Origin of the sequence: Microbacterium keratanolyticum (assembly GCF_016907255.1) — a bacterium.
Lineage (GTDB): Bacteria > Actinomycetota > Actinomycetes > Actinomycetales > Microbacteriaceae > Microbacterium > Microbacterium keratanolyticum.
Map to the genome: position 1 here is coordinate 354,927 of NZ_JAFBBQ010000001.1, position 15,459 is coordinate 370,385.

Sequence of the window (15,459 nt, forward strand, 5' to 3'; positions counted from 1 at the left end):
TCGCACCGCAGACGGGGAACGCCGCAGACCCGAGGGCACCGCGGCGTTCTCCACACGCTCTTCCGCGCGTCAGCGGGTGAGACGGGCGATCGCCTCGTCGACGCTGAGAGCGTCGCGCTCCCCCGTCGCCCGGTCCCAGAGTTCGACCTGGCCTTCTGCCGCACCACGACCGACGATGACGATCTTCGGCACGCCGACGAGCTCGGCATCTCCGAACTTCACACCGGGCGAGACCTTGACACGGTCGTCGTAGAGCACATCCAGGCGCGCCGCTTCGAGCTGCTGCGCGATATCGGCGGCGACATCGAACGCGACCTGGTCGCGGCCGGCGGCGACGACGTGCACGTCGAACGGGGCGACCGACGAAGGCCAGATGAGTCCCTTGTCGTCGTTGTTGAGCTCGGCGATGATCGCGAGGATGCGCGTCACGCCGATCCCGTACGACCCCATGGTGACGGTCGTGAGCTTGCCGTTCTCATCGAGCACCTTGAGCCCCAAGGCGTCGGCGTACTTGCGGCCGAGCTGGAAGACGTGACCGATCTCCATACCGCGTGCGAGGTGCACAGGGCCGGAGCCGTCAGGAGCCTCGTCACCGTCACGTACGTTCGCGATCTCCACGACACCATCGGCGGCGAAGTCGCGCCCGGCGACGACCGAGTGCACGTGCTTCTGGTCGATGTTCGCGCCCGTGATCCAGCGAGTGCCCTCGGAGACGCGGGGATCCACGAGGTAGCGGATGCCCGTCGCCGACTCTTCGCCGAGGATGGCCCCCTGCTCAGACCAGGGCCCGATGTAGCCGCGCACGAGCAGCGGGTGACGGGCGAAGTCGCCGTCGTTCGCGGGCTCGACCTCGGCCGGCGCGAAGGCCACCTCGGCACGCTTCGTGTCGACCTCGCGGTCACCGGGAATGCCGACGACGACGAGCTCTCGCGTGCCATCGAGGTGCGTCAGCGCCAGCACGACGTTCTTCAGCGTGTCTGCCGCGGTGACCTCTTCGTCGAGGACAGTGTTCGTGTGCGCCACGAGCGTCTCGATCGTGGGCGTGTTCGGCGAATCGTAGATCGTGGCTGCAGGAGCATCCGACCAGTCGATCGGCGCGGGGATCGCGGTCGTGAACGCCTCGACGTTCGCCGCGTATCCGCCTTCGCTGCGCACAAAGGTGTCTTCTCCGATCGGGGTGGGGTGCAGGAACTCCTCGCTGCGCGAACCGCCCATGGCGCCGGCATCCGCCTGCACGATCGCATACTCGAGGCCCAGACGCTGGAAGATGCGCTCGTAGGCGTCGCGCTGCGCCTGGTAGCTGGCATCGAGTCCGGCATCCGAGGCGTCGAAGGAGTAGGCATCCTTCATCGTGAACTCGCGTCCGCGAAGGAGGCCAGCGCGGGGACGCGCCTCATCGCGGTACTTGTCCTGGATCTGGTAGAGCGTGATGGGCAGATCTTTGTACGACGAGTAGAGGTCTTTCACGAGCAGGGTGAACGCCTCTTCGTGCGTGGGCGCGAGCAGATAGTCGCCGCCCTTGCGGTCGTTGAGACGGAACAGCAGATCGCCGTACTCTTCCCAACGGCCGGTCGCCTCGTACGCCTCGCGCGGCATCAGAGCCGGGAAGTGCACCTCCTGCGCACCCGCGTTCGACATCTCCTCGCGGATGATCGTCTCGATCTTCGCCTTCACCCGCAGGCCGAGTGGCAGCCACGCGAAGATGCCCGCGGCCTGCGGTCGGATGTACCCGGCCCGGATGAGCAGCTTGTGGCTGGTGACCTCGGCGGCAGCCGGGTCTTCACGGAGAGTGCGGAGGAAGAAATTCGAGAGACGGGTGATCACGCAACGATTCTAGCGAGGCGTGATCAGCCGCCTGTCACGGGCCGTCAGTTGAGGGGACGGATGCCCTCGGGCAGCACGCCATCCGCGTACAGGCTGGTCGCCAGGTCCTGCAGGGCCCCCAGGGCGACGCGCTGCGTTGTCGGCCCGTAGGAGATACGGGCGACACCCAGCGCCTCGTATTCGGCTGCGGCGAGCGCGCCGGGAAGCCCGATGACGCTGACCTTGCCTCGGCCGATCCCCTCGACGAGCTGCCGCGTGACCTCGGCGTTGAGGATGCCCGGAACGAACACGCTCGTCGCGCCTTCCGCCACGAAGGCACGTCCGCGTGCGATGGCATCCGCGATCGACTCCTCAAGAGGACGCTCGCCGCCGCGCACGAAGGCGTCGGTGCGGGCGTTCAGCGCGAACGCGACTCCTTCCGCCTCAGCCGCGCGCACGATCGCGCGCACCGTCGCGACCGAGTCCTCGAACGGCGCGAGACGGTCTTCGACGTTCGCGCCGACGATGCCGACGCCGATGGCAAGACGCGTGGTCTCACCCGCGTCGCCGTAGCCGTCGTCGAGGTCGGCGGAGACGGGGAGGTCGACGGATGCTGCGATGCGGCCGACCATGTCGAGCATCAGTTCGCGCGGGATCGCTCCGTCGGAGTATCCGAACGATGCCGCGATCGAATGCCCGGCCGTCGCCAGCGCCTTCGTCTCGGGCAGCGCCGCGATCGCTTTCGCGGACACGACATCCCACACGTTCACGACGCGGAGGATCTCCGGGGCGTCATACAGGGCGGTCAGGGTCTGGGCCTTCTGCACGGTCGTCATATTCCCACGCTAGCCGTGGCTCACGGCATCCGGCGGAAAACGACGAATCATTGCCGCTCGGACGCACGGATGCCCTCATCCGCACACCTAGTGTGGAGGCATGCCCCAGCGCCGTTCTCATGTCGCCCCATCAGCCGCCCAGAGTGAGCTCGCCGCCGCGCTCGTGGCGCTGCGAGAGGGCCTCGACGCGCCGACGGAATTCTCCCCGGAGGCACTCGCCGAGGCCGAGACGGCATCGGCGCCAATGCCCGACCTCGATCTGCGTGAGGTGCCATTCGTGACGCTCGACCCGCCCGGATCGCGTGACCTCGACCAGGCGCTGCATCTGGAGCGTCGTGGCTCCGGGTATCTCGTCCGCTATGCGATCGCCGATGTTCCGGGGTTCGTGCGGCCCGGCGGCGCGATGGATCTGGCCGCGCGTGAACGCGGACAGACCCTGTACGCCGCGGACGGTTCGATCCCCCTCCATCCTCGCGCTCTCAGCGAGGATCGCGCCTCGCTGCTCGCGGGCGTCGAGCGGCCCGCACTCGTGTGGACCTTCGACCTGGACGCCGCCGGGACGCTGGAGAGATTCCGCCTGGAACGTGCGCTCGTGCGCTCGCGCGCACAGCTTGAGTACGCCTCGGCGCAGGCGAGTCTCGATCGCGGCGAAGACTCCCCCCTCGCGCTCCTGCCGGAGATCGGCAGACTGCGTCAGGAGCAGGAGCAGCAGCGCGGTGGTGCCAGCCTGAACCTTCCTGATGAGGAGGTCGTGCAGCTCGAGGACGGCAGCTACGCGATCGAACGCCGACGCCCGCTGCCGGTAGAGGACTGGAACGCCCAGCTCTCGCTCCTGACCGGCATGGCCGCGGCGTCACTCATGATCGATGCGCGCGTCGGGATCCTGCGCACGATGCCCCAGCCCGATGACCGCGCCTTCGCGACCTTCCGCCATCAGACGGCAGCACTCGGTCGCCCCTGGACGAGCGGTACCTACGGCGAGTACCTGCACGCGCTGGATCGCACCGACCCCATGACCCTGCCCGTGCTGGAAGCGGCCGCAAGTCTGTTCCGCGGCGCCGGATACGTCGTCTTCGACGGTGACGTGCCCGCCGAGCAGACGCAGGCGGCGATCGCCGCACCCTATGCCCATGCCACCGCGCCGTTGCGTCGTCTTGTCGATCGCTGGTCGCTGAGCATCTGCCTCGCGATCTCCACCGACAGCGACATCCCGCAGTGGGCTCGGGAGTCGCTGCCCGAGCTGCCCGGGCTGATGCAGGCGTCCGGCCAGCGTGCCTCACGGCTCGACAATGACACGATCAATCGCGTCGAAGCCGCGCTGCTGACGCCTCTCGTCGGTCAGACCCTGCCCGCTGCCGTCGTCGAGATGCGCGGCGCGGACCGCGCGCGGATCCAGATCGCCGATCCTGCGGTGACGGCGACCGCCCCGGTTCGCGCCGGGACTAAGCCCGGCGACACCGTGCACCTGGTCCTCACCGGTGCCGAGATCGCCACCGGCGCACTCGAGTTCACCGACGCCGCAGCCTGAGCCTGGGTTCTCACACGGAAACGGGCACCGCACGAAGGATCGTGCGGTGCCCTTCGATCCGCGAATCCGAAGATTCAGTGGATCAGAACAGGATGCTCAGCACTCAGGCTGCGCAGGCTCCGTTGTCCGTCCAGACACCCCATTGTCCGGTGGAACCGGGGGTCTCGCCGCGCGTCCACCACTTGGCGGTGTAGGAGCGACCGTTGTGGTCGACCTTGGCACCGGTCGTGTAGACAGCGTTCTTGTCCCAGGCTGCGCCACACGCAGGAATCGTGGTGCCGTCGGTCGAACCGTCGGTGGTGCCGTCCGTCGAGCCGTCGGTCGAACCGTCGGTGGTGCCGTCCGTCGAGCCGGTGCCGCCCACGTTGACGTCGATGCAGCTGTAGAACGCGTTGGTGGTGTCCGCGATCGTCCAGCGCGCGAGGATCGTGTGCTTGCCGGCCGGAAGGTTCGGCAGCACGTGGGTGACGGATGCGGCCGGCTGTGCACCGTGGTCGTTCACCGTCTTGAACAGCTGACCGTCGACGAAGTACTCCCACGACGCGGTGGCGTGACGCGCGGTCAGCTTCCACGTGATGCTGAGGTCGGACGACACGTTCTTCACCGGCCAGGGGCGGGAGTTGTCGTCGAGGATCCCGAAGGCTGCGTTGCCTCCGGAGCACTTCAGCGAGCCCTTGGGGGCTTCGACGCTCTGCGGCTCGTACTTGATCGAACCACAGTCGAACGACGTGCTGCCGGTCGAACAGAGGTCCTGGCGGCTCGGCGGGTCGGTGACCCAGCCGTGCGCGCTGGCGCTGCTTGCGACGCCAGCGCCTGCGATGATCCCGGCAACCACTGCCAGGCCCGCGAATACTGTACGCATACGCTTCATGTGTTCTTCTCCAGTCATCAGTGACATATTCCGAGTGAAGGCGCCTCCCCCGTCGCTTCACCTGAACTCACGCTAACCAGAAACACCGTGCCGATATCCCGGCACAGCCGGGCAATGTGGAAACCACGTAGGGCCCCTCTAGGCGCTCGCGCCCCGCGCCGTCGTCGTCATCACCAGCAGCTGCGGGTCACTCAGATCGAGCGAGACGGTGATCTCTGCGAACTCGGCCAGGGAGGCCACATGTGTGCCTCCGCACAGGAACGCGACTTCCCTCTCTGGCAGCGCGCAGCGCCACTGTCGGCGATCGACGATGCTCGGCCCGTCAGTGTCGATGCGGCTCGTCGCCGCAGAGGCGACCCAGCGCGCGAGCGTGTCGTTGACGTGCTGTTGACGCTCGGCCAGGGTCGCTGTCAACGTCTCCGTGTCGAAGCCCGCCTTGCGCAGACTCTTGCCCAGGCGATATTCGTCGACGCTGCCGTCCTCGTGGATGCGACTGGTCTGATTGGCGCGCGCTTCGAAGTCGGGACTCCCGAGTGGATCAGAGCCGGGGTCCTTGCGCCACAGGTCCGCAAGTGCCAGGTCGAGCGCGAGCGACGCCAGATGACAGGCCGTGTGTCCGCGGCTGAGAGCCGCGCGCAGCGCCGCATCCACCCGCAGGTCCACCTCGGCGCCCGCGACCAACCACGACGGCGCCGCACCTTCGAACGGGTGTGCGACCTGCCAGGTCCAGCCCTCAGTCCCGCGCCGCACGGGAATCGCCGCTCCCGTCGCGAACACGCCGTCGTCGCTGAGGGCCGCCATGACCGCTTCTGTGACTGCGATCGACTCTCCGCTCGCCGTGATCGTGCCACGGTCTCCAGGCTGGTCTGGCCACGTGTGATCCACCGGATGGAACGGCGTGCGATCGACGATCACGACGCCGCCATTCTCCGCCTCATGCACGGCCAGCACTGTGGCGTGCCCTTCAGTCGTGCCGTTCGGGAAGGTGACGAGGGTATCGCTCATCTGTTCAGTCTGCCAGCCCCTGCAGAAAGCTGGGAAAACCGGAGCGGCGCACGTCTGCCCAGTGTGCCGTCAGGACGTGACGACCTGCGCGGTGCCGATCGGGGCGTCCGGGCCCATCTCGGCAGCGATGCGATTGGCCTCTTCGATGAGCGTCGCGACGATCTCGGACTCGGGAACGGTCTTGATGACCTCGCCCTTGACGAAGATCTGACCCTTGCCGTTTCCGGAGGCGACGCCGAGGTCGGCTTCGCGCGCTTCGCCGGGCCCGTTCACGACGCAGCCCATGACCGCGACGCGCAGCGGCACCGTCATGTCTTTCAGGCCCTCGGTCACGTTATCGGCGAGCGTGTAGACGTCGACCTGCGCACGACCGCAGGAGGGGCAGGAGACGATCTCAAGCTTGCGCTCGCGCAGGTTCAGCGACTGCAGGATCTGGTGACCGACCTTGACCTCTTCCGCGGGCGGCGCAGAGAGCGAGACACGGATCGTGTCGCCGATGCCCTCCGAGAGGAGGATGCCGAAGGCGGTGGCCGACTTGATCGTGCCCTGGAAGGCAGGACCTGCCTCGGTGACGCCGAGGTGCAGGGGCCAGTCGCCCCGCTCGGCGAGCATTCGATATGCCTTGACCATGACGATCGGGTCGTTGTGCTTCACGGAGATCTTGAAGTCGTGGAAGTCGTGCTCTTCGAACAGCGATGCCTCCCAGACAGCACTCTCCACGAGCGCTTCGGGCGTGGCCTTACCGTACTTCTCGAGCAGGCGGCGGTCGAGCGAACCGGCGTTGACGCCGATGCGGAGAGAGACTCCGGCGTCCTTCGCGGCCTTGGCGATCGCCCCGACCTGGTCGTCGAACTTGCGGATGTTGCCCGGGTTGACGCGTACCGCTCCGCAGCCCGCGTCGATCGCCTGGAAGACGTACTTCGGCTGGAAGTGGATGTCCGCGATGACGGGGATCTGACTCTTCTTCGCGATGATGTGCAGCACATCGGCATCATCCTGCGACGGCACGGCGACGCGGACGATCTCGCACCCGGAGGCGGTGAGTTCGGCGATCTGCTGCAGTGTGGCGTTGATGTCGGTCGTCGGCGTCGTCGTCATCGACTGGACACTGACGGGCGCGTTTCCGCCCACGAGAACCTTGCCGACAGAGATCTGACGCGTCTTGCGGCGGGGGGCGAGGACTTCGGGGACCTTGGGCATCCCCAGATTCACAGCTGGCACGCTCCCAGCCTACCTTTGCGACACACGATGAGTCTGGGCGCCGCCCGTGTGATAGTTTCGCCCCATGTCCGCGACCCGCTCCTGGTGGCCCGCCTTCTAGGCGGTCAGTTCGCGTACCCACGAATCCCAGACCGCCCTCCGAGGCGGTTTTGTTTGTCGTGCCGCACCGGATGCCCGATTTCACGAGACACCGATGGAGACACACATGACGAAGAACGCGGCTTTCACGGCCACGGACCCGGCCACGCTGCAGGCGCGCCTCGCCGCCCTGGTGGATGACCCTGCGGCATCCGTCGTGCTGCTCGCGCGCGAGAACGCGACTGTCGTCGAACTGCTCACGGGGGACGTGCGCGACGTCGACCTCCTCGCGGATATTCCTCTGCAGAGTGATGGCACCGCGCGCGAAGTGTTCGCCATGGTCCCCTACCGCCAGGTCCGCGAACGGGGCTTCTCGGCCCAGGACGACGGTGCGCCGCTGCGGTGCCTTCTTGTGGAGGAACACCTCGCCACCCCGGTCGCGGATGCACTGACCATCCTGCCGTCGGACCCGATCGCACTCCAGGACGCCGGCTTCGACGTTCCCGACGAGGAGTACGCGCAGATCGTCGAGCGCGTCATCGCCGATGAGATCGGGCGCGGCGAAGGCGCCAACTTCGTCATCCGGCGGGATTTCACCGCACGCATCTCCGTGGACGAGCGTCACGCGGCGCTCACCTGGTTCCGCGCCCTGCTGACCCACGAACGCGGCGCCTACTGGACCTTCGCCGTGGTCACGCCCGGCGTCATCGCGGTGGGCGCGAGCCCCGAGGCGCATGTGATCGCCCGCGACGGCATCGTCACGATGAACCCGATCTCCGGCACGTTCCGCCACCCGGCGGGTGGCGCGACGAAGGAGTCTCTCACCGAGTTCCTCTCGTCGACGAAGGAGACCGAGGAGCTCTTCATGGTCGTGGACGAAGAGCTCAAGATGATGAGCGCGGTCTGCTCGGATGGCGGACGCATCACCGGCCCTCATCTGAAGCAGATGTCACGTCTGACGCACACCGAGTACATGCTGCGCGGTCGGAGCCGCATGGATCCGCGAGACATCCTGCGCGAGACCATGTTCGCGCCCACTGTCACCGGGTCCCCCATGCAGAATGCCTGCACCGTCATCGGACGCCACGAGCGTAAGCCCCGCGGGTACTACTCCGGCGTCGCCGCCCTCTTCACCCCCAACGCCGAGGGCGGACACGATCTCGATGCGCCGATCCTCATCCGCACGGTCTACGTCAAGGACGGCGAGCTGAGCGTGCCGGTCGGGGCGACTCTCGTACGCCACTCGGACCCGGCCGGCGAGGTCAGTGAGACCCACGGCAAGGCTGCGGGTGTGCTCGGCGCGATCGGCGCGATCGAACGCGATCACGCCGCAGAGGCCCGCGAGGACGCCGATGCTCCGGATGCCGCCGAGAACGACCTCGCAGCGGATCCGACCGTCGCTGCTCTGCTCGCCTCACGCAATTCGCGTCTCGCCGAATTCTGGATCAATCCGCAGACGGATGCGGTACACGTCGGTCCCTTCAGCGGACGCACCGCCCTTGTCGTCGACGCCGAAGACCGCTTCACCACGATGCTCGCCCACCAGCTGCGCCACCTCGGCCTGGATGTGCGCATCGCCCCCTGGAGCGAGGTTACGGACGCGGATGCCGCCGCCGTCGACCTTCTCGTCGCCGGGCCCGGTCCCGGTGACCCGCGTGACGGCGCCTCACCGCGTATCGCCAGGATGCGCGAGGTCGTAGCCGCGCGTCGGGCCAGCGGATCCCCGCTGCTTGCGGTGTGCCTCAGCCATCAGATCCTGGCGGACACGCTGAACATCGGCCTCGCACCGCTCGCTTCGCCGCATCAGGGGCTGCAGAAGTCCGTGCCGGTGTTCGAGCGGGATGCATCGATCGGCTTCTACAACACGTTCACGGCGCGGGTCGCACCCGGCACCGCCCGGGTCGGTGTCGCCGAGGTCTCCGCGGACGCAGAGACCGGCAATGTGTACGCGCTGCGAGGCCCGGGCTTCGCCTCCGTGCAGGGCCACCTGGAGTCGATCCTGTCGCGCGATGGGATGGGGACGCTCGAACGGCTCGTCGCACACGCGCTCGACGCGTAGGGCTTTTGACAGGAGGGTTGTGTCGGTTCTGATCTTTCAGAACCGACACAACCCTCCTGTGCTGTCTAGCCGAAGAGCTTGACCGGGTTGAAGAGGTCGGCAACGAGCAGCAGCGCTCCCATTCCGATCAGGAGCACCGCCACGATGACCGTGAGAGGCACGAGTCTCGTGGCATCGACGGGCGCAGGCGGCGGGCGACGGGCGAGCTTCGCCCAGGCGCGACGCAGACCGTCCCAGAGGGCGACGACGACGTGCCCCCCGTCGAGCGGCAGGAGCGGGATCAGGTTGAACACGAAGAGCGCGATGTTCAGAGACCCCATCAGACTCAGCAGGAAGACGAGGCGGTTCGTCACCGGCGCATCCGTCGCAGCAACCTCGCCCGCGATACGGCCAACGCCGACCACACTCAGCGGGCCGTTCGGGTCTCGCTCGGATCCCGTGAAGAGAGACACCCCGACGTCCCAGAGACGCGCCGGCAGGTTGATCACGAGGGACGCGACCGCACTGACGTTCTGCGCGGCAAGCTCCGGTCCTGCTGTCAGGGGCTGTGGCACGAAGCCGATCTGCGCACCGAGTCCCGCATATCCGACCGTCTTGGTCACGCGGTCACCGTTCTCGTCGAGAAGGGGCCGCCCTGCGTCATCCGACATCGGACGCTCCGCGGCGATCGGAGTCAGGGTGAGCGTCTGCTGCTCCCCCGCCCGCTCGACCACGACCTCCAGGGGCACACCCGGCGATGCCTGCACGATCGCCGTGGCCTCGGCGAAATCATGCATCGGTTCACCGTCGACGGAGATCAGCGTGTCGCCGGGCATGAAGCCCGCCTCCGCCGCAGGCGCTGCGGGATCGTCGGGGGTGCACATCGTCTGCGTGGAGCCGGCCGGAAGCACGCACTCCGACACCGTGGCGATTCTGGTCGTACCCTGCTCAAGGCCGATCCCCGAGAGAAGCACCGAGAAGATCACGACCGCGAGGGCCAGGTTCATGAACGGGCCACCGAGCATCACGATGATCCGCTTCCACACCGGAAGCCGGTAGAAGACGCCGCTCTCATCGCCGTCGACGATCGTCTCGTCATTGGCGGATCGCGCGTCCTGCACCAGCGTGCGGAACAGTCCCCGTGCAGGCTTGCCAGCGGTTGACGGCGGGTACATGCCCGACATCGAGATGTAGCCGCCCAGAGGGAGCGCCTTGAACCCGTACTCCGTCTCACCGAACCGGCGGGACCAGACGCGCGGCCCGAAGCCGATCATGTACTGCCCCACGCGAACGCCGAACAGCTTCGCCGGAACGAGATGCCCGATCTCGTGCAGGGCGATCGAGACGGCAAGGCCGACCAGCATGAACAGCAGGCCGCCGATGTAGAGCAGGGTTTCCACCCTCACACGCTAGTGGTGCGGGATAGGAAAACGCCGAACGCGCGAGGAAGCGAATCAGCCTGCGGCGATCAGCGCATCCGCGGTCCGGCGCGCCCAGTCCTCCGCCGCCGCGAGCGACTCGACGGTGAGCACGGAAGGCGGCTCATGGGCGTCGATGACGCGAGCGATGGTGTCGACGATCCCGAGGAACGACAGTCGTCCCTCGTGGAAGGCGTCGACAGCCTGCTCATTGGCTGCGTTGTAGACCGCCGGGTACGTCAGGCCTGCGCGTCCGACCTGCTTCGCGAGAGAAACTGCGGGGAAGGCGGTCTCGTCCAGAGGCTCGAAAGTCCACGATGTGGCCTTCGTCCAGTCGAGGGGTTGCCCGATGCCGCCGACGCGGTGCGGCCAGTCGAGCCCCAGCGAGATGGGAAGCCGCATGTCGGGAGGGGACGCCTGCGCGATCGTCGAGCCGTCGACGAACTCCACCATCGAGTGCACGATGGATTGCGGATGCACCACGACGTCGATTTCGTCGTAGGCGATGTCGAACAGCAGATGAGCCTCGATCACCTCGAGGCCCTTGTTGACGAGCGTCGCGGAGTTCGTGGTGACCACGCGTCCCATGTCCCAGGTGGGGTGCGCCAGCGCCTCCGCGGGTGTCACATCGCGCAGTTCCTCGCGAGTGCGCCCACGGAACGGGCCCCCCGAGGCGGTCACGACGAGTCGGCGCACCTCCGCGTGCGTGCCTGCGCGCAGGGCCTGCGCGAGCGCCGAGTGCTCGGAATCGACGGGCACGATCTGCCCCTCAGCGGCGGCCGCCGTGACGAGGGCGCCGCCGACGATGAGCGACTCCTTGTTCGCGAGGGCGAGAGTGCGGCCGGCCTTCAACGCGGCGAGTGTGCTGCCCAGGCCGATTGACCCGGTGATGGCGTTGAGGACGACGTCCGCCTCGACGTCACGCACCAGCTGTTCAGCTTCCGCCGCACCCAGTGCCGTGTGCTCCAGCCGGAACTCACGCGCCTGCTCATCAACCATCTCCCGATTGGATCCGGCCGCGAGGCCGACGAGCTCGAATCGCCGGGGGTTCGCCCGGATGACGTCGAGAGCCTGAGTGCCGATGGAGCCGGTGGACCCCAGAACGATGATGCGCCGCATGCGTTCAGCCTACGCGTGCGGCGGCCATCGGAATCGTCTACTGCGCGGGCTGGACGGGGGTCGTCGCGAGGATGTCGACGACGAAGACGAGCGACTCGCCCGAGAGCTCGTGCGTGCCGCCGGCCTCGCCGTATCCGTCGGCCGGCGTCATGGCGACGAGCACCTGAGAACCGACCTTCTGGCCCTCGAGCGCCAGGCGGAATCCGTTGACGACCTGGTTGGTCTGGAACTGGGTGGGAGTCGCCTCACGGGACCAGCTCGAGTCGAACTCCTCGCCGTCGGACCACTTCACACCGCGGTACTGGACGACGACGAGGTCGCCGGGCTGCACCTCGGCGCCGTCGCCCTGCTGCAGCATCTCGACCCGGGTCTCCGCGGGCGGCTCTGTGCCCTCGGGGATCGTGATCGTCGGCGCGCCGTCCTTGTCCAGCTTGACCGTGGGCATTCCCTCTGCCGGGTCGACTGGGGTGCCGGAGGCAATCGTCGGGAGCTTCCCGACCGACTCCGCGTAGACGACGAGAGACTGCGCGCCCTCGCCGCCGAGAACAGAAGCCGGCAACGCGAGCACAGCGGTCGACCCGAGCGGCTCGCACTCAAGGGCAGCCACGAACAGAGAGGAGGACTGCGGATCCATCAGGACGGGAAGCACACCACCCTCGCCACGCTCGCTCGAGTCGAGAACCTCGTTCGTCTCGGCGTTGACGACCTGGTAGCGAATCGAGAGCAGGTCTCCCGCGAACACATCGTCGCCGTCGCCCTCGGTGACGATCGTGCGCTCCAGCGCCTCGAACGGCAGATCGGCGGGAACCTCGACGGTGGCGTCTGCGCCGCTGCCGGAGATCGTGATGGCGTCAGATGTCTTGCCCGGTTTCGCGTCGAGCAAGCACTGCGCGTCTGGCGTCGGGCTGGACTCCGGAGCAGTCTCGGGCGCACCGGAGCAACCGGCGAGCAGGAGTGCCGTCACGGCGACGGCGGAGACAGCAGCGAACGGGCGGATGCGCACAGTGATACCTCAAGTCTGTTTCGGGAGCGTCTCTATCTTGACGCACTCGGCTTTGCCCACGCTGAGAAAGTCTGTGCGCTCTCTCGACACTTCGGGCGGCGCCCATTCCGCGACGGGAATGAATGCCGGGATACGCTGGTCTGATGACTTCTGAGCCCGTGGATGACACCGCTACGACGACGGCTCCGGCTCAGACCCCGAAGCGCGCGGGCTTCACGTACGCCGCAGGACGCTTTGTCATCAGCGCGCTTGCCCGGCTGATCTACCGGCCCCGCATCGAAGGCCGCGAGAACGTTCCCCTGCACGGGCCGGTGATCTTCGCGAGCAATCACCTGTCGTTCATCGACTCTCTCGCCATTCCGGTCGCTGCTCCTCGCCCCGTGCATTTCCTCGCGAAGTCGACCTACTTCGAGGGAACCGGAGTGAAGGGCTGGATCAGCCGCACGTTCTTCGAATCGATCGGCGCCATCCCGGTGCGTCGCGGCGCAGGTCAGGCAGCTCTGGACGCGCTCGACCAGCAGCGCCAGCTTCTGGATGACGGATTCGCCGTGGCGCTGTACCCGGAGGGAACCCGCTCCACCGACGGGCGTCTCTACAAGGGCCGCACGGGCGTCGCCTTCCTCGCTCTGCAATCCGGCGCACCGGTCGTGCCCGTTGGTCTCATCGGCACGGACAAAGCGATGCCCGTCGGTGCGAAGATGCCCTCACTGAGCGCCCGGATCACCGTGCGCTTCGGTGAACCGCTCGACCTGTCGCGGCACGGTGCGGCGAACTCAGGACGAGCTCGACGCCTGGCGACCGACGAGATCATGGCGGCGATCCACGCACTCTCCGAGCAGGAGCTCGCCAACGCCTACAACGAGGTTCCCGCGCACGGCGCGATCGAGAAGATCAAGCAGGCGCTCCCGCACGAGCGCCGCTGAGGCCTCTCACTCCTCCCGAGCGTCGGTCTCGCCGGCGACGAGGATCGTCGCCTCGTGTCGGACGGGGAACGAGACCGAATTGGCGATGAAGCACCAGGCGTTCGCCTGGGCGTGGGCGTCGTGCGCCGCATCCACCATCGATGCCTCTGCGACCACGACCGTCGGACGGAGCATCACCTCTGTGAAGGCGCCACCACCCTGCCCGTCTTCCTGCATATGGCCGGTCGCCTCGTCGCGGTAGTCGACCACGACGACCCCCGCCTGAACGCAGGCGTGAAGGTATGACAGGAGGTGGCATTCGGAGAGCGCCGCCAGCAGAAGGTCTTCGGGGTTCCATCGTTCCGGATCGCCACGGAACGGTTTGTCCGCTGACGCGAGAATGTCGGGCTTTCCGCCGACCTGCAGGGTCACATCGCGCGCGTAGTCTCGGTAGCCGCTCGTCCCTGTTCCCCGGTTGCCGGTCCAGGTGGTGGTGAGGGCGTAACGGTGCTGTCCGAGGGGAAGACGCGACGAGTCCATGGAACTCATCGTGCCACGCAGGAATTCATCGTGCCACGCGGCTTCCGCGCGCGCACCGCACGGAGTTCGGCGCGGCGTTAGGCTTGCTGTCGTGCTGGAAACTCTCACCGTTGCGGATGCTGTCGAACTTGCCGTTGCCGAGCGGAACGGATTCATCGAATCTCGTCACGCGGGTGCCGCGGTCGTCCTCTCCCCCGAGGGTGAGGTCGTGCTCACGCTCGGCAATGCGAGTGCGCTGGTGCTTCCCCGTTCGAGCCTGAAGCCGCTGCAGGCGATCGCGAGCGTGACGACCGGCGCTGCGCTCGAGGGTGAGCAGCTCGCTCTGGCTACGGCGAGTCACGCCGGCACCGACCGCCATGTCGAGGTCGTCCGGGCGATCCTGCTCGAGGGCGGTCTGACGGAAGACGATCTGGCCTGCCCGCCGGCATGGCCGAGCGACAGCGATGCGCGTGACGACCTCGTTCGCGAGCACGGTGAGCAGACACGAATCCGCATGAACTGCTCGGGCAAGCACGCGGCGATGCTGCGCGCGTGCGTTGCGACCGGGTGGCCGACCGAGGGCTACCTCTCTCCCGATCACCCGCTGCAGGTTCACACGCGCGAGGTCATCGAGCGTCTCACCGGCGAGAAGGTCGCGGCGACCGCGATCGACGGGTGCGGCGCACCGATCTACGCGATGACTCTGACGGGACTCGCTCGCGCGATCCACCGCATCGGATCCGCATCCGGCCGCTCCCCCTTCGCTTTGCACCGCGTCGCCGGCGCGCTGGTCGCAGCGGTGCGACAGAACGCCTGGACCATCGACGGTCCCGGGCGAGCGGACACGATCGCGATCGAGAAGCTCGGCGTCTTCGCAAAGGGCGGCGCGGAGGGCGTGATGGTCATGGTGGCACCCAATGGTGCGACCGTCGCGCTGAAGATGCTCGATGGTTCGGCCCGTGCGACGACGATCGTGGCAGCGACCCTGCTCGCTCGTGTCGGTGCCCTCACTGCCGCGCAGATCGAGGACCTCAGCGCGGCCCTGCCGCTGGATGTTCTCGGCGGTGGCGAGCCGGTCGGCAAGATCCACCCCGGCGCCGGAATCATCGGCCTCTGAC

Annotated in this window: 13 protein-coding genes; 4 read left to right on the forward strand and 9 right to left on the reverse strand. The window is 67.5% G+C overall.

The annotated features are described in order from the left end of the window. Positions 1-69: 69 nt before the first annotated feature. Together JOD62_RS01780 and JOD62_RS01785 are read right to left on the reverse strand one after the other, a co-directional pair. Positions 70-1,824, reverse strand: coding sequence for a proline--tRNA ligase (locus JOD62_RS01780; RefSeq protein WP_204937624.1), 1,755 nt, complete (start codon positions 1,822-1,824; stop codon positions 70-72). Positions 1,825-1,868: 44 nt separating this feature from the next. Then, positions 1,869-2,639 carry an isocitrate lyase/PEP mutase family protein gene (locus tag JOD62_RS01785; RefSeq protein ID WP_204937625.1) on the reverse strand — a complete coding sequence of 257 codons (771 nt, stop codon included), beginning with the start codon at positions 2,637-2,639 and terminating at the stop codon, positions 1,869-1,871. A gap of 100 nt (positions 2,640-2,739) precedes the next feature. On the opposite strand from JOD62_RS01785, the gene JOD62_RS01790 reads away from it, so the two are divergent. Then, positions 2,740-4,167: an RNB domain-containing ribonuclease gene (locus JOD62_RS01790; protein ID WP_204937626.1), complete on the forward strand. Its 1,428-nt coding sequence runs from the start codon at positions 2,740-2,742 to the stop codon at positions 4,165-4,167. Between the two features lie 103 nt (positions 4,168-4,270). Here JOD62_RS01790 and JOD62_RS01795 read toward each other — a convergent pair whose 3' ends face one another. The 3 genes from JOD62_RS01795 to ispG form a co-directional block, all read right to left on the reverse strand. After that, the gene (locus JOD62_RS01795) at positions 4,271-5,038 is read right to left on the reverse strand and encodes a lytic polysaccharide monooxygenase (protein WP_239526513.1); all 768 of its coding nucleotides are present in this window, start codon (positions 5,036-5,038) and stop codon (positions 4,271-4,273) included. A 138-nt stretch (positions 5,039-5,176) separates the two neighbouring features. Then, a complete protein-coding gene (locus JOD62_RS01800; protein ID WP_204937627.1) occupies positions 5,177-6,043 on the reverse strand; it encodes an alanyl-tRNA editing protein in 867 nt (288 codons plus the stop codon). A gap of 69 nt (positions 6,044-6,112) precedes the next feature. After that, entirely contained in the window at positions 6,113-7,264 is a 1,152-nt protein-coding gene (ispG, locus tag JOD62_RS01805; protein ID WP_204937628.1) for a flavodoxin-dependent (E)-4-hydroxy-3-methylbut-2-enyl-diphosphate synthase, read from the reverse strand. A 205-nt stretch (positions 7,265-7,469) separates the two neighbouring features. On the opposite strand from ispG, the gene JOD62_RS01810 reads away from it, so the two are divergent. Beyond that, entirely contained in the window at positions 7,470-9,401 is a 1,932-nt protein-coding gene (locus JOD62_RS01810) for a chorismate-binding protein (RefSeq protein WP_204937629.1), read from the forward strand. 65 nt (positions 9,402-9,466) lie between these two features. Here JOD62_RS01810 and JOD62_RS01815 read toward each other — a convergent pair whose 3' ends face one another. Genes JOD62_RS01815 through JOD62_RS01825 form a run of 3 tightly spaced genes read right to left on the reverse strand, consistent with a single transcriptional unit; the run spans position 9,467 to position 12,920 of the window. Beyond that, the gene (locus JOD62_RS01815; protein ID WP_204937630.1) at positions 9,467-10,780 is read right to left on the reverse strand and encodes a M50 family metallopeptidase; all 1,314 of its coding nucleotides are present in this window, start codon (positions 10,778-10,780) and stop codon (positions 9,467-9,469) included. Positions 10,781-10,834: 54 nt separating this feature from the next. Then, the gene (gene dxr / locus JOD62_RS01820) at positions 10,835-11,917 is read right to left on the reverse strand and encodes a 1-deoxy-D-xylulose-5-phosphate reductoisomerase (RefSeq protein ID WP_204937631.1); all 1,083 of its coding nucleotides are present in this window, start codon (positions 11,915-11,917) and stop codon (positions 10,835-10,837) included. A 37-nt stretch (positions 11,918-11,954) separates the two neighbouring features. Continuing rightward, complete coding sequence (locus tag JOD62_RS01825) at positions 11,955-12,920, reverse strand: FKBP-type peptidyl-prolyl cis-trans isomerase (RefSeq protein ID WP_204937632.1); 966 nt, start codon at positions 12,918-12,920, stop codon at positions 11,955-11,957. A 143-nt stretch (positions 12,921-13,063) separates the two neighbouring features. On the opposite strand from JOD62_RS01825, the gene JOD62_RS01830 reads away from it, so the two are divergent. Further along, complete coding sequence (locus JOD62_RS01830; protein ID WP_204937633.1) at positions 13,064-13,843, forward strand: lysophospholipid acyltransferase family protein; 780 nt, start codon at positions 13,064-13,066, stop codon at positions 13,841-13,843. 6 nt (positions 13,844-13,849) lie between these two features. On the opposite strand, the gene JOD62_RS01835 is transcribed toward JOD62_RS01830, so the two are convergent. Then, positions 13,850-14,371 carry an OsmC family protein gene (locus tag JOD62_RS01835; protein ID WP_378788327.1) on the reverse strand — a complete coding sequence of 174 codons (522 nt, stop codon included), beginning with the start codon at positions 14,369-14,371 and terminating at the stop codon, positions 13,850-13,852. 82 nt (positions 14,372-14,453) lie between these two features. Between JOD62_RS01835 and JOD62_RS01840 the strand changes: the two genes are divergently transcribed. Next, positions 14,454-15,458, forward strand: a complete 1,005-nt coding sequence (locus JOD62_RS01840) for an asparaginase (RefSeq protein ID WP_271171586.1) — start codon at positions 14,454-14,456, stop codon at positions 15,456-15,458. The last annotated feature ends 1 nt before the right edge of the window (position 15,459 follow it).

Excerpts from the sequence above, each read along its gene's own strand:
- JOD62_RS01785 (WP_204937625.1), bottom strand. The coding sequence starts at position 2,639 with ATGACGACCGTGCAGAAGGCCCAGACCCTGACCGCCCTGTATGACGCC.
- JOD62_RS01790 (WP_204937626.1), top strand. The coding sequence starts at position 2,740 with ATGCCCCAGCGCCGTTCTCATGTCGCCCCATCAGCCGCCCAGAGTGAG.
- JOD62_RS01795 (WP_239526513.1), bottom strand. The coding sequence starts at position 5,038 with ATGAAGCGTATGCGTACAGTATTCGCGGGCCTGGCAGTGGTTGCCGGG.
- JOD62_RS01800 (WP_204937627.1), bottom strand. The coding sequence starts at position 6,043 with ATGAGCGATACCCTCGTCACCTTCCCGAACGGCACGACTGAAGGGCAC.
- JOD62_RS01810 (WP_204937629.1), top strand. The coding sequence starts at position 7,470 with ATGACGAAGAACGCGGCTTTCACGGCCACGGACCCGGCCACGCTGCAG.
- dxr (WP_204937631.1), bottom strand. The coding sequence starts at position 11,917 with ATGCGGCGCATCATCGTTCTGGGGTCCACCGGCTCCATCGGCACTCAG.
- JOD62_RS01830 (WP_204937633.1), top strand. The coding sequence starts at position 13,064 with ATGACTTCTGAGCCCGTGGATGACACCGCTACGACGACGGCTCCGGCT.
- JOD62_RS01835 (WP_378788327.1), bottom strand. The coding sequence starts at position 14,371 with ATGAGTTCCATGGACTCGTCGCGTCTTCCCCTCGGACAGCACCGTTAC.